General features: G+C 33.7%; 13 protein-coding genes. 10 read left to right on the forward strand and 3 right to left on the reverse strand.

Translation table 11 applies throughout. The features are described 5' to 3' along the window. Positions 1-15: 15 nt before the first annotated feature. On the reverse strand, positions 16-681 hold the full coding sequence (locus IGK91_RS05035) for a YitT family protein (RefSeq protein ID WP_010737401.1): 666 nt from the start codon (positions 679-681) through the stop codon (positions 16-18). 127 nt (positions 682-808) lie between these two features. Between IGK91_RS05035 and IGK91_RS05040 the strand changes: the two genes are divergently transcribed. The 10 genes from IGK91_RS05040 to IGK91_RS05085 all read left to right on the forward strand — a co-directional run bounded on the left by IGK91_RS05040 (position 809) and on the right by IGK91_RS05085 (position 12,369). After that, complete coding sequence (locus tag IGK91_RS05040; RefSeq protein WP_010737402.1) at positions 809-1,096, forward strand: hypothetical protein; 288 nt, start codon at positions 809-811, stop codon at positions 1,094-1,096. A 450-nt stretch (positions 1,097-1,546) separates the two neighbouring features. Beyond that, a complete protein-coding gene (locus IGK91_RS05045; protein ID WP_010737403.1) occupies positions 1,547-3,085 on the forward strand; it encodes an ABC transporter permease/substrate-binding protein in 1,539 nt (512 codons plus the stop codon). Next, positions 3,082-4,047 carry an ABC transporter ATP-binding protein gene (locus tag IGK91_RS05050; protein ID WP_034700339.1) on the forward strand — a complete coding sequence of 322 codons (966 nt, stop codon included), beginning with the start codon at positions 3,082-3,084 and terminating at the stop codon, positions 4,045-4,047. Before IGK91_RS05045 ends, IGK91_RS05050 begins: the two co-directional genes overlap by 4 nt. Beyond that, entirely contained in the window at positions 4,034-5,356 is a 1,323-nt protein-coding gene (locus IGK91_RS05055; protein WP_181934240.1) for a dihydrolipoyl dehydrogenase family protein, read from the forward strand. Before IGK91_RS05050 ends, IGK91_RS05055 begins: the two co-directional genes overlap by 14 nt. 391 nt (positions 5,357-5,747) lie before the next feature. Further along, positions 5,748-7,232 (forward strand): helix-turn-helix domain-containing protein, encoded by a 1,485-nt coding sequence (locus IGK91_RS05060; RefSeq protein WP_034867558.1) that lies wholly within the window; start codon positions 5,748-5,750, stop codon positions 7,230-7,232. Between the two features lie 381 nt (positions 7,233-7,613). Next, positions 7,614-9,086, forward strand: coding sequence for a helix-turn-helix domain-containing protein (locus IGK91_RS05065; protein WP_010719424.1), 1,473 nt, complete (start codon positions 7,614-7,616; stop codon positions 9,084-9,086). A 247-nt stretch (positions 9,087-9,333) separates the two neighbouring features. After that, a complete protein-coding gene (locus IGK91_RS05070; protein WP_223603537.1) occupies positions 9,334-9,672 on the forward strand; it encodes an LPXTG cell wall anchor domain-containing protein in 339 nt (112 codons plus the stop codon). Positions 9,673-9,727: 55 nt separating this feature from the next. Further along, positions 9,728-10,357, forward strand: coding sequence for a hypothetical protein (locus IGK91_RS05075; RefSeq protein WP_010737408.1), 630 nt, complete (start codon positions 9,728-9,730; stop codon positions 10,355-10,357). 304 nt (positions 10,358-10,661) lie between these two features. Beyond that, on the forward strand, positions 10,662-11,168 hold the full coding sequence (locus tag IGK91_RS05080) for a hypothetical protein (protein ID WP_010737409.1): 507 nt from the start codon (positions 10,662-10,664) through the stop codon (positions 11,166-11,168). A gap of 382 nt (positions 11,169-11,550) precedes the next feature. Further along, positions 11,551-12,369, forward strand: coding sequence for a plasmid recombination protein (locus IGK91_RS05085; RefSeq protein WP_374220201.1), 819 nt, complete (start codon positions 11,551-11,553; stop codon positions 12,367-12,369). Between the two features lie 107 nt (positions 12,370-12,476). On the opposite strand, the gene IGK91_RS05090 is transcribed toward IGK91_RS05085, so the two are convergent. Then, complete coding sequence (locus IGK91_RS05090) at positions 12,477-13,094, reverse strand: LysM peptidoglycan-binding domain-containing protein (protein ID WP_010737411.1); 618 nt, start codon at positions 13,092-13,094, stop codon at positions 12,477-12,479. A 355-nt stretch (positions 13,095-13,449) separates the two neighbouring features. Next, on the reverse strand, positions 13,450-13,659 hold the full coding sequence (locus IGK91_RS05095) for a DUF378 domain-containing protein (protein WP_010719419.1): 210 nt from the start codon (positions 13,657-13,659) through the stop codon (positions 13,450-13,452). Positions 13,660-13,775: the final 116 nt, after the last annotated feature.

Genomic DNA, 13,775 nt, shown 5'->3' on the forward strand with positions numbered 1-13,775 from the left:
AATCATTTAAGAATGTTATTCAAATTGTTCTGCAGAATCAAGAGTATCAAAAGGTTCTTTTGAACGATTTGCAGAAAAAGGATTGAGAGAACCTTTTACTTCGAGATATTTCACTTTGTTTAACGTATAAGATAAGATGGAGCAACTGAGTAAGGTATAAACAAAATGTGTTACATCCAGATATAATAAAGAAACAACCAAGATACCAAATGTAATCAAGAATAGACTTTTACCGATCTTGATATGGAAATATTTTTCAAAGGCTTGGTAAATAATGTCTGTTCCGCCAGTGCTTCCACCAAAGCGAAAGACCAGACCACAACCGATACCAGATAATACACCAGTCATCAGGCTATTGAGTAAAAGACTGTGGACAGCAAAATGGACGTTTAAACCTTCCCACAAATGTAAAAAGAACACTAAGGCAAAGGTTCCGACAATCGTTCGCAGAAAAGACTGCTTACCAAAAATGAATAATGAAACCAATAGCAATGGTAAATTGATAATAAGTGATGTAATGGAAGGAGCAAAACCGAATAAATTATTAAGTAAAAGGGCAATTCCTGTTACACCACCATCTGCTAATTTAGCAGGAATATTGATCCCGGTCACAGCTAAACCATAAAGTGCAGCGCCAAAACTGATACCAACCAGATCAATTAATAGATTTATTTTTTTCATTCTCAAACCTCTTTTCTTTTGAAAATTTTCAGCAACTTCTTTATTATACTTATTAGTTAAGAATCTTCAATAGATAATTTGAAAATTTTTTTCAACATTTAAAGGATGTTCAAGGAAAGGAGTAACTATGCGAGCAGCTGATCTATTAACACTCATCACAACTTCTCCAACGAAAAGAGAATATAAAGGCATCTATTGTGATCTTCATGATAATCTGCAGGCTTTGACGAGCATTCGAAGAAAAGGTGAGACTCAATGTGTGTTTTTATTTGAACCAAATAAACCCAATCTGCCGATGAAAGAGTTGCTTATTTTCTTGATGAAAAATCGTGAAAAAGAAATTTTGTATCAAAAAGGTCAAGAATTTTACCCATTATACGGAGTGAAAGAAAGAGCAAACCAGCTAGTCATTTGAGAAAAAATAGGAATTTCGAGAAAAATTGAACGTTTATGACTCTAAAACGATCATTTATTACTTTTTTTTATCTTTGGACAAAACTTACAGTATAATAATTTATGAACAAGCCAGTAAAAATTATCTCCCCCACGAGGTTTCTGCTTTACTGGCTGTTTTTTTATATTCAAATAAATTAGACACATTTCTCGTTCAAATTCGTGAGATGTGTCTTTTTTTATATAAAAGAAATACATAGAGTTTGAAGAAATATATTTCTTCTTTCTTTCCATTTTCTTTCCATTTATTGATTAAGGACTTTATTGCTAGTTTGAAGCATATTCAGAGAATTGCCGGGGTGTTGGATTTACAAATGATGAACTATGCATCTTTTTTGTTCTTTTCAGACAACTTAGTTGGGGATTTTTTCGTCTATGTTTATACTTAAATTAGAATGGAAAGGAAGATCCTATGAATAATTTTTTTCAAACGCTTGTTGAGCGAAAAGGAGAATTGATCTCCGCAACATTTCAGCACTTATCAATTTCATTAATTGCCTTATTGATTGCGATTGTTATTGCAATCCCATTAGCTATTTGGGCAGTGAACCATAAAAAAATGGCAGAAGTATTGTTGCAGATAACCAGTGTTTTACAGACGATCCCATCTTTAGCTTTATTAGGATTGTTGATCCCCTTCGTTGGAATCGGAACAGTGCCAGCGTTGATCGCATTAGTGATCTATGCGTTATTACCAATTTTTCAAAATACGTATATCGGACTTAGTGAAATTGATCCATCCATTGAAGAAGCAGCAGTTGCTTTTGGTATGTCACGCATGAGACGGTTGATCAAAGTGGAATTGCCAATCGCGTTACCTGTTATTATTTCAGGTATTCGGACAGCCCTTGTCTTGATCATTGGAACAGCAACGTTAGCAGCATTGATCGGTGCCGGTGGCTTAGGAACGTTTATCTTATTAGGAATTGATCGAAATACGCCAGTTTTGACTCTGATCGGTGCAATCAGTTCAGCTTTGTTAGCGATTATTTTCAGTAGTTTAATCAGACTTCTTCAACATTTGAAACCTCGATATACAGTTATCACTTTATTGCTTATCTTTTTGGGAATCGGTGGAATATCTTTGTATCAAAGCGGACTCTTTAAAGAAGATAAGGTGACAATTGCTGGGAAATTAGGTTCAGAACCAGATATTTTGATTCAAATGTATAAAGAATTAATTGAAGATAATTCAGATGTTGAAGTTGAATTAAAACCGAACTTCGGCAAAACCAGTTTTCTTTTTAGTGCATTGGAGAATCAACAGATCGATATTTATCCGGAATTTACAGGAACTGTTTTAGAAAGCTTAGTTAAAGTACCTGATGACTTAAAAAATAAAGAATTGAATGAAAAAGAAACCTATAATCAAGCGAATCGCTTATTAGGTGAACAATTTGAAATGACACTTCTTCAACCAATGGCGTATCAAAATACCTATGCTTTAGCGGTGAAGCGATCATTTGCCAAAGAAAATGGGCTAAAAACCATTTCTGATTTGGGAAAGATTGAAGATCAGATAAAAGCCGGTTTCACATTAGAATTTATTGATCGTTCGGATGGCTATAAAGGAATCCAAGAACTTTACAAGCTTAATTTTCCAAGTGTCCAAAGTATGGAACCAAGTTTACGCTATCAAGCCATCGATAACGGAGATGTCAATGTAGTAGATGCTTATTCGACGGATAGTGATCTAAAACAATATGACCTTGTCACCTTAGAAGATGATCAGGGATTATTTCCAGATTATCAAGGAGCTCCTTTGATGACCAAAGCCTTTGCGAAGGAACATCCAGAAATCGTTGCAGCTCTAAACAAGCTCGCTGGCAAAGTAACAGAATCTCAAATGATTGAAATGAATTATCAAGTGAATGTAGAAAAACAACAACCTGCGGAAGTAGCGCATGCATTCTTGGAAAAAGAAGGACTACTGAAGGAGGGGAATAAATGAATAATCTGATAGAATTCAAGCAAGTCCAAAAGAAATTTGGCGAAAAATATGCAATTAAAGAACTAAACTTATCGATTGAACAAGGGGAAATCTTTGTTTTGGTGGGTCCCTCTGGTAGCGGGAAGACGACCTCGCTTAAAATGATCAATGGTCTATCTCAGCCGAGCGCAGGGGAGATATTCTTCAAGGGTAAATCGTTAAAAGACTATGATTTACAAAAAATGCGGTGGAAAATGGGCTATGTTTTACAACAAATTGCGTTGTTTCCAACTATGACTGTCCAACAAAATATCGAAGTTATTCCAGAAATGCTAGGATGGGAAAGAAGAAAAAGAGAAAAAATAGCTGACCAATTACTTGAGAAAGTCGGACTTGATCCTACAATCTATCGAAATAGAATGCCGCAGGAATTATCCGGTGGAGAGCAACAACGGATCGGTATCGTCCGTGCTTTGGCAGCTAGCCCAGAAGTTATTTTGATGGACGAACCATTTAGTGCTTTAGATCCTTTGTCTCGAGCTTCTTTACAAGACCTTGTACTTTCCTTACATCGAGAATTAGGCACAACGATCGTCTTTGTGACGCATAATATGGATGAAGCCATAAAATTAGGAGATCGGATCGCTGTCATGAAAGAGGGCGAATTAATTCAATGTGACCAACCCGACCAGTTGTTGACTCAGCCTAAAAATGAATTTGTACGGAGCTTTTTTGATGAAACGATTCAACAAAAACAACAAACAGTAAAAGAGCTGATCGTAGCTGACGATTACAGCAAAGGACTTCATCAAGCGGATTTTCCAGATGTTTACTTAAGTACACCGCTGACTGAAGTATTCGAATTATTGATCCAACATGAAGCAGTAAATATTCGAGAAAATGAGGAAAATCTAGGGGAGATTACAAGAAAAGATATCTTCACTTATTTATCTAGAAAGGAAAGGGAAAATGAAAGAATATGATGAAGTTGTGATTGGTTCTGGCGTAGCTGGTATGAGCGTGGCTTATGGGTTAAAAAAAGCAGGGAAGAACGTCTTGATCATCGAAGAAAATCTTTGGGGTGGTACTTCTCCTAATCGAGGATGTGACCCTAAAAAAATTCTACTAAATAGTGTGGAAGCAAGAAAACGAATTGAACAGTTGTTGGGTAAAGGATTCAGCGAAGTACCAACTGTTGATTGGCAAGAACTACAAGCATTTAAGCGCAGTTTTACAGATCCAGTTTCAAAGAATCGTCAAAAAGAATTAGCAGCAGCTGACATTGATTATCTAGCTGGAACAGCACGCTTTATCAATGAAAATACGATCATTGTAGGAGAAGAAAAAATTTCAGCTGAACATTTCATTCTTGCTACTGGTCAACGACCATCGATTTTACCTATTGATGGGAATGAATTTTTACAAACAAGTACTGACTTTTTATCATTAAGTGAATTGCCTCAGGACATTATTTTTATTGGTGCAGGCTATATTGCATTTGAATTAGCGATGATCGCTCATGCTTCAGGAAACAATGTCACGATCGTTCACCATAATCAACGACCATTAAAAGAATTTGACGAACAATTGGTCAAACAATTAGTTAAACAAATGGAAGCAGCCGGGATTCGATTTGTTTTTGATTTTGAGTCACAGCGAATCATTCAAGAAGGAACGCACTATTCCTTGCAGTCAAACGATCAAGAACTACAGGCAGATGCGATTTTTTGTGCCACTGGAAGACAGCCAAATGTTGAGCGACTAGACCTGGAAAAGGCGAAGGTAGAAACAACGAAACATGGTGTTGTTGTTAATGACTATCTTCAAACGAGTAATCCAATGATTTTTGCTTGCGGGGATATCATCTCACGGACAGAGCCAAAATTAACGCCAGTTGCTACCTTTGAAGGAAATTATGTTGCAAACTATGTATTAGGAAATACTAAAGAAAAAATTAGTTACCCTTCCATCCCTACGATCGTTTTTACTAGTCCGAAATTGGCTCAGGTCGGGGTAACAAAAAAACAACTCACTGGACAAGAAGAAGTAGTAGAAATTGATATGACCAATTGGTTTACCTATCATCGTGTGAATGAACCACTTGCTAAATCCCAAATGATCTATGACAAAGCTGGGTATTTGATTGGTGCCAGTGTCCTTAGTGAACAGGCAGATGATTTAATCAATGATTTGAATTTATTGATCAGTCAACATACAAAAAAAGAAGAATTAGAGCAGTGGATCATGGGTTATCCAACGGTAGCGAGTGATTTATCCTATTTATTGAAATAAAAAATACAGTGTATTGATTATGTAAAAAAACGATTAAATATAAAAAAATAAACGCTTAAATCTGTGGCTGAAAATGTCCTCGAATTTAGGCGTTTTTTCTATTGTAGTGAAAATGATAAAAAGATTATTTTAGTGAAAGGCTCTTTATAGAGTTCTCTAAAAGATCCGGTAGTAAATATTTTAATAATAGATATCTTGAGTGTTATTTTTATTAAAATATTACCTCGCAGAAAAGCACGAATCTTATAGGTTGATCACTACTTTTTTAATATTATTATACTTATATTTTAATGAAATGGTAGACATACTTATTTTCGTACATTAAAATTAATAATAGAGGAGAATAGAGAAAACAAAGCGTTTGTAAATTTTGAGGGATTAGGAGGGGAAAATGAAGCAATTACTAACGAAACAAAGTTTAAGACAGCTAGCACTCTTAGAGTTACTCTGGAGCAACGAATGGCTGACGATTGCAGAGATCGTCAAAAAAATAGGTGGGGTTGAAAAAACGATCCGAACAGACATCAAACAACTGAATGAAATAATTGAACCTTTAAAAATAGAGACTTCGGTAAAATATGGCGTTTTTTTAAGTAAAGACTTAGGTGTTTCAAAATCATATGTTTATTCGCTTTTTTTACAAAAAAGTGTCGAATGTCAAATGTTGGAAATGATATTCATCAATCCCATGATGAAAAGAGGGGAACTATGCGATCAACTCTTTATTTCAGAAACACAACTCAATCGATTACATAATAAAATGAATATTTTAATGAAAAAATACGAAATAAAAATCACAAATGATTTGAAATTGATCGGACACGAAAAAAATATCCGTAAACTTTTCTCTAGTTTGTTCTATGAAAAATACCTTTCACCCGATTTACTTTTTAAAACAGAAGAATTTCAACTGATTGATACAGTACTTGATATTTTTTATAAACAAAATAAAGAGAAGATGGTTATGGATGATCAACATCATTTTTTATTGAATAAAATGCGAATGAGATTATGGGTGGCTGCCTATCGTTGTAAATCTAGCTCATTCTTTAAACAAGAGGAAGATTATTTTAATTATTCTATGATTACTGGAGATCGAGAATTAAACAAAAGGTGGCAAGCTGTGTTTGGTATCGAACTATCAGAAGAAGTTTTGTTTAACCTGTTTGAGTATTTTCATGCTCCATTCAAATTAAATGAAAGATGCTTACAACTAGGGACTAGTCAATCGATCTTACAAACAAGACTGGAAAATCTGATTTTGGAAGTTAGCTATGAATTTAAGATTAAATGCCAGAACAAAACAGCTCTACTTCAGGCCGTTATGTGGCGGATATTTCGTACGATCGGTCCAACGCATATTTTAAATAACGTTGAAGAAGATTTTGTCTGCGAATTAATGAATGATCGACAAGATATCGTTTTAAATTTGAAAGCTAAATTCAGTGAAATTTATGACGATCTAACCGTTCATTCTCTAGATAAAAAAAATATGATTTATCAATCCATTTATACTTTAGTTTCACAATGGTCTGAATTTCGTTCGGAAATACGTAAGCCAACGATTAAAATCCACGCTGCATTGCTATTAGATGCACCAGCCGGGCATTTAAAAATGCTAAAAGAAGAAATTGAATATCATTTTAGAAATACATATGAAGTTGATATTTTATTGCCAATAGCACAAAATTCTGTGAATCAGCTAAAACACTATGATTGTGTCCTAACCAATGGCTTTAATACTGGCGATCTAGGAGATGTGAAAATTATTGGCGTCCCTAATTATTTTGGAGAAGAATTTGTCAAAAAACTACATCATTTTTTGATCAACAAAAAGGAAGAATTACACGTTTTTAGAAAGAATATACTCATCTAAAAGCAAAACAAGTTGAATATACATATTGAGAAAGAGGCTGAACGATACAGTAACAATCATAGTAGTATTTCCGAATAAACATCCAAAGAGCAGTTATCGTTACATTAACTATAAAAAAAGTGAGCGTCCTATTTAGTGAAAACGATTCTGTTTGTTGCATAGATCTACCTAGTAAAGGGACCCGAGATGAATGATTGTCTTTGGTCTCCTATTTTTTTACTTTGCATCACGAACAACTCAATGGATCGGTGGAAAAAATAAAAGATTATGAAAGATATTTTACCAAGGGCTCGGTATATTAAGGTTATTTTTAAAGATTGGGATATGCTAAAAATAAAACAAGGAGTATTTATCTGTTAGGAGAGGAGAGATGTAATAGAAATGAGAGAAATATTAGACGGGCGTTTGAGACGCCAATTGAATATTTTAGAAATCCTTTGGAATACGGAATGGATTACGACTGCGGAATTAGCTGAAAAAATTGATAGTTCAGAAAAAACCATTCGAAATGATCTATCTCAAGTCAACGAAATGATTGAGCCTCTATCAATTGAAACTTCTTTTAGAGCAGGAATCATTTTAAAGAAAGATATCACAACGCCTAAGTCATTTATCTATTCAAAAATTCTTGAAAAGAGTCTAGAATACACATTACTGGAAACGATTTTCCTAGGAAAAGTTACTTCTAAAGAAGAGCTTAGTGATTTGCTTTATATTTCAGAAACTCAGGTATCAAGGGTAATTAATCGAATCAATCAAGAAATCCGGTTTTTCGATTTTCAAATTACCAATCAAATCAAAATTATCGGAAACGAAGGGAATATCAGAGACTTCTTTTCAGTATATTTTTCTGAGAAATATCATTTGCCCGAAAAATTGATACAAAAAGAAGAAAGAAATTTGATTTCAGAGATCATTGATATATTCATCAAAGAAAATACGATATGGGCAATTGTGAACAATGACCATCATTTATTTTTGGGAAATTTAAAATTTCAATTGTATGTCTGTTTTACACGATTGAAGCAAGGCTATCAATTAGAAGTTAACGAGATACCTTTTCATTTTACACATCTAATGAACGAAAAAAAACTAGTAGAAAAAATACATAATGTCTTTGGCATCAAAAGTGTAAAAGAAAATCTTCAGCAATTATTTTATGAATTCCATCAGCCAATTAATCCAATCGCTCGCTTTCATTCAGAAGGAGTTGAAATCGATTCGGTCTCAATAAAGAAACAGATCGGCTATGTGATTACTTTGCTGGAAGAACGTTTTGGATTACTTTGCGAGAATCGAGATAAATTGATTCATGATATTTATTGGACGACCATGAGTTCGGTGCGACCTACTTATATTTTATACAATAAAAAAACGGATTTTTTTGAAAATACGTTGAAGGTAAGTCCTGAGTTAGTTACCGCATTAAGAGATGAATTTTTTGATATTTACTTTTCTCTTGGTAATCCATTTTTATCTTACTTAGATGAAATGATCCAGCAATCCATCTTCAAATTATTAACTTCTTGGTCTGAACTATGGGTACGCGTGAGAGAAAGTAAAGCAAGTATCAATGTAGCGCTTTTATTGGATAGCTCTTACGATCATATGCGGATGCTCAAAGAGGAAATTCAATTTTATTTTAGACATAATATCAAAATTGAGATACTCGATCCTACTACTCAAATACAAAAGGGCTATTTACAAAAGTTCGATTGCCTTTTAACAGATGTATATTCGCCTGACCATTTCGGTATTCCAACGATTGGGATGTCTAGTTATTTTGATGAAGATATCATTAATAAATTAGTTGATTATTACCATATAAAAGTTAATTCCAGTATGGATAGTTAGTTTGCACTATGACTATAAATTTCGGAAAAGTTTCCGCTTATCAACTGATATGGCTAAAAATTAAGTATTATTTTTTAGATGTTCTAAGCTAATCATCTTTTTGTTACATAACAATTACTAATGGAAAAGGTATTTACCAATCTATCGGTAAAACTTGGTTTTCATTCTATTTTATTTTTACGGATAATATTATTGTGGAGGTTGCGTCGTTAAAGTATTGGAGGTGAAGAGCGAAATAAAAAGAGTGATGTATTATTTGATAGGTGTTTTAATGGTTAGTCTTTTCATTACAACAAACTGTCATGCACAAACCACAAATGAACAAACGATTCAAGTTGAAGCAATAATAGGAGTATGGGATGCGGACGCAGATGCCAGTACAATTGATAACGTAAGTGACGCAGGAACCAAAGAAAAAGCAACTATAACGATCACACCATCTGATTCAGGTTCTTCAAAAAAAGTGAGACTTCCACAAACTGGTGAACAATTGAGCGTTTATATGATGTTACTTGGAACAATTGTATCCCTTTTCTCAACGGTTATGTTGATTGAGCTCAATCGAGAAAAAAACTATATCATGTAATTTTATTTTTATGGAAATGTTGTGAGACGTTTTCAGCGAGGAGAGAGACAGAATAATGAAGAAGTTGACAAATGTGTTACTAGTATCATCTATTTTATTAGGTGGATTTGGAATTGGAACAATGAATGCAAGTGCAGAAACAGTTAAAGATAATGAATTAGGCTGGATTCCTGGATTAAGTGACCCTGAGGATGACAGCGCAACTATTCAAGGAAAAGATAATGCACAAATTGGAGTGGATGGCTGGATTGGTCCATGGGATCCGGTCGGACCGGAAGATGTATCTTATGTTGACATCACTGTACCTACAAAAGTACGTTATGCAAATGCGGTAACAGATGATGGGCAGCCACTTCCTAATATCTTATCACCTATTTATACCGTAACAAATAATTCTAGTGCACGTAGAGTCAAGATTGAAATATCAAAATTTGAAGAAAAAAGTCAATCGGGTGTAAGACAAGATTTATACTTTACGCCAACAAATGAAGCGGGCGTCCGTTTACAAAGTGTTGCGGGTCAATTTCTTAATAGCCCTACTTATTTAACAGAATTAGATAAATCTTCATCTAAAACGTTAAAATTCGAAGGAAAAATCGCTGAAGGATTTAAAGAAAATCAAGTGGTTAGACCAAGTTACGAAATAACGTTTAATTTCACTGCTTTAAAAGATACTGAATCATAAAAAAGCGTGATTTGTTTCATTTATATCATATATTATTGGAATCCCCAGCAGAATAAACAGGGAATTTCGCACATAGTAACAATGACATGACTGTCTTAGAATACCATTTAGCAGGATTCCAAATAGTTGGAGTTCTGCTAATCATTGAAAGTATAAACTGTTGGAACGAAAGAAACTAGTTGATCAACAAAAAAACTTGTGGATTGTTTGAAAAAAAATAAAAGTAAATGCTTAACGAATGATTTTTTTATCCATCTGGTTGAGACGATTTGTTTTTGATTTTATCAGAAAGGGAGATTTTTAAATGGCACATAAAGCAAAACAAAGAAAAAAAAGCACATATATCCTGATAACCTTCTCTGTAGTACTTTTGATATTGGGGATCAGTGGATACTTCTATTTTAATCAATCTCCCCCTCAAGTCGTTACAGGATTGCCAGATTTTGATGAGAACATCACTCAGTTGAATAATGGCGAATTATTAAAAAAGATGCAGGAAGAAGTCGATAAAGACAATGTTCGGATTGTATTGAAGCATGAAATCGAATTAAATAAAGAGGGAAAAGCCCACGTGGATGTACGTAATGTGGGTGTCAACTCCTATAATATACAAGTAGAATACTATTTAGCATCTAATCAAAAAAAATTATATGTTTCAGGATTGATTCCACCCAACAATGGGATTGAATCGGTTGCTTTCAAGAATATGCCTTCCTCGGGTACGCATGGCATAAAGATATATTATAAAGTATATGATGAAAAAGAACTAATCAATACAACAACCATTGATGGAACACTCCGTATTGATTAACGAATCATAGCTAGTATAATAAAAAATAGTTATTTAGAGGCGGGCCAAAGCTTGCTTTATTATCTTAGTTCACTCGAAAATTCACGAAGTAGGTTTTGTTTTAACTGGTTTACTTGGGATCCTTTAAAGAGGGTCCTTTTTTATTTCACTAAAAGTACATAATTACCAAGAAATAGGAATTTTTCGGTTTGTTTTTTGGGATAGAATTAACTAAACTTTAGATGAAAACGTTGTTTATTTACTTGTTTGAAAGATTCACATAGTAAGAAGAAAGTAAGGAGGCAGAACTATTAAATCAATCAAATTAGAAAAAACGGATTATCGATTTTATGAATTAGAACAAGTCCAAAGACATAATCAAAGAGAAATAGTTGAATCAAGTATTGTACAACCAGATAAAACATCTTTAAATTATGATGTTTTAAATAAGAAATTTATTGACTATAAAAAGATCATTAGAAAATATTTGACCCATTTATCTTCAACAAAATCGATTCATTCTAATTGGACAATATTAATTGAATGGCGAATCATCTTTAAAGAATCGGCATTAAAAAAATTATCAGTAAGAGAAACAAAACTATTTTTTTTACAAATTGTTCAAGCCTTTCAAAAACTATACGGTCTATCGAATATCATTTATGCACATGTTCATTTTGATGAAGAGAAACCACACTTACATATTGGCCTAATACCCATGAAAGAAGGACGTCTCAATTCTGCTTATATTATGTCCAAATATAAAAACTGTGAAATAGAAACAGAATTACTCAAAAAGTTAGAAGCAGTTCTTCAACAAAATAAGACATCCATCTATCGAAAGAAATCGACAAATGATCATATGAAAGAACAATTGAATGCTGAGTATCAGGAATACAAAGAACTGTATACTAAATTACTTCACCACTCGTTGTTGCCTTCTGAGGTGGGGATGAAGAAACCAGTAAGAGAAACAGACAACTACTCAAATCATATGACAGACGAAAAGAGTAAAACAATAGACGAATTACATAAAGAAAACAATTATTTGAATTCATTAGTGAAACGATTGAAAGCAGAGAACAACTATTTATTGAACGTCATGAAAGAAACAAAAAATAATTTTGAGCAGTTAGACAAACACAACTGTTCAAAAAACACGATGAACGAACCACCATTTGCCAAACTGGAATTAGAAAATCGAAATTACCAAAAAAATTGACAGAAAGGATACCATTTCTGCCAATTTTTTTCATTTACGCTTTGCTTAGTAAAAAAAAACGAAGATCCTAAAGAGGGACCTTCGCTTTTTAAACAAGCTATTTTATATTAGTACCAACCGTTTGCTTCCCAGAAAGATTTAGCTGCTTCCCATGAGCCATAACGAGAAGATACGTATTGTTCAGCAACTCGTTCTTGGTTTGCTGCTGAATAGTCACCATTTAAGTAAGAAGAATCTAATTGGTAACGTCCGATGTAACGACCGTTTGTTGCTGTATAAGAACCGCTAGATTCTTTTTGAGCGATCCATTCTTTCGCTGAGCTTGTGTTTGTTGTCGCTGGTGTTGCTTGTGCCGCTGTTTGCGTTGCTTGAGCAACTGGTTGAGCAGGTGCTGCTTGTTGAACTGGTTCTTGCTTCACTGGTTGTTCAGCCACTGTTTTTGTTTGAGCAGGCGCTTGGTAAGCTGTTTGTGTTGTTGCTGCTTGTTCGCCTGTTGGGATTGTTAATTGTTGACCTGAATAAATCAAGTTGATGTTTGAGATTGAATTTTTTTCTGCAATAGTTTGGATCAAGGAGTTATCACCAACGTATTTTTGAGAAATCGTTGATAGCGTATCACCTGATTGAACGGTATAAGCTTCGTCCGCATGTGCAGATGTTCCCATAAAGAATAGTGCGCCGGCAGTCAAAGTTGTTCCTAATAGTAATGTTTTAAGTGATTTCATGTAAAAGCTCCTTCGTAAATTTAAAAATAGTTTTGTTGTGACCAACGAGGAATACTTTACCACGGGGATATATTTCATAGGTAATAGCTTTATGACAAATCTACCTTTTTTGTAATATTTGAAGTAACATATGTAATCGAAAGCGATTTCTTTGTCGTAAAATCAAGCATAATGTCTCTGAAAAGAGTAGCTGTCTAGTTATTAAGAAAAGGTTAATCTCACGTTTTTTTGTAGAAAAAATCTCTCTTTCGTCTCGGATAACGCTTACATGAATATAAATAAAAACAGTCATGAGCATACAAACTAACGCTCATGACTGCTTTATTTATATTAGGAACAGAGGATAATTAAAAAATTATCGTTCTACTCTATTTGTAATAAGTGGAAAGAATTTCAAACAATAAATAGCACAAATTCCTACAATAATATAGATCGCTTTAGCTAGAATTGTCGTAGATCCACCTGCAATAGTAGCAACTAAATCAAATTCTAATAAACCAACCAATAACCAATTTAATCCACCAACGATCAACAATGTTAAAGCAATAATGTCTAAAGTTTTCATTTGTTATTTCTCCTCTCCATATTTGACATACTCTAATTATAAACTAATTTTTATATTAGTACTAAAATACTGCTTAAGCTTATAAAATAAGGTTATAAGCTGGTAATGTCATCTTT

Origin of the sequence: Enterococcus sp. DIV1208, from assembly GCF_050530455.1 — a bacterium.
Taxonomy (GTDB): domain Bacteria; phylum Bacillota; class Bacilli; order Lactobacillales; family Enterococcaceae; genus Enterococcus_B; species Enterococcus_B hirae.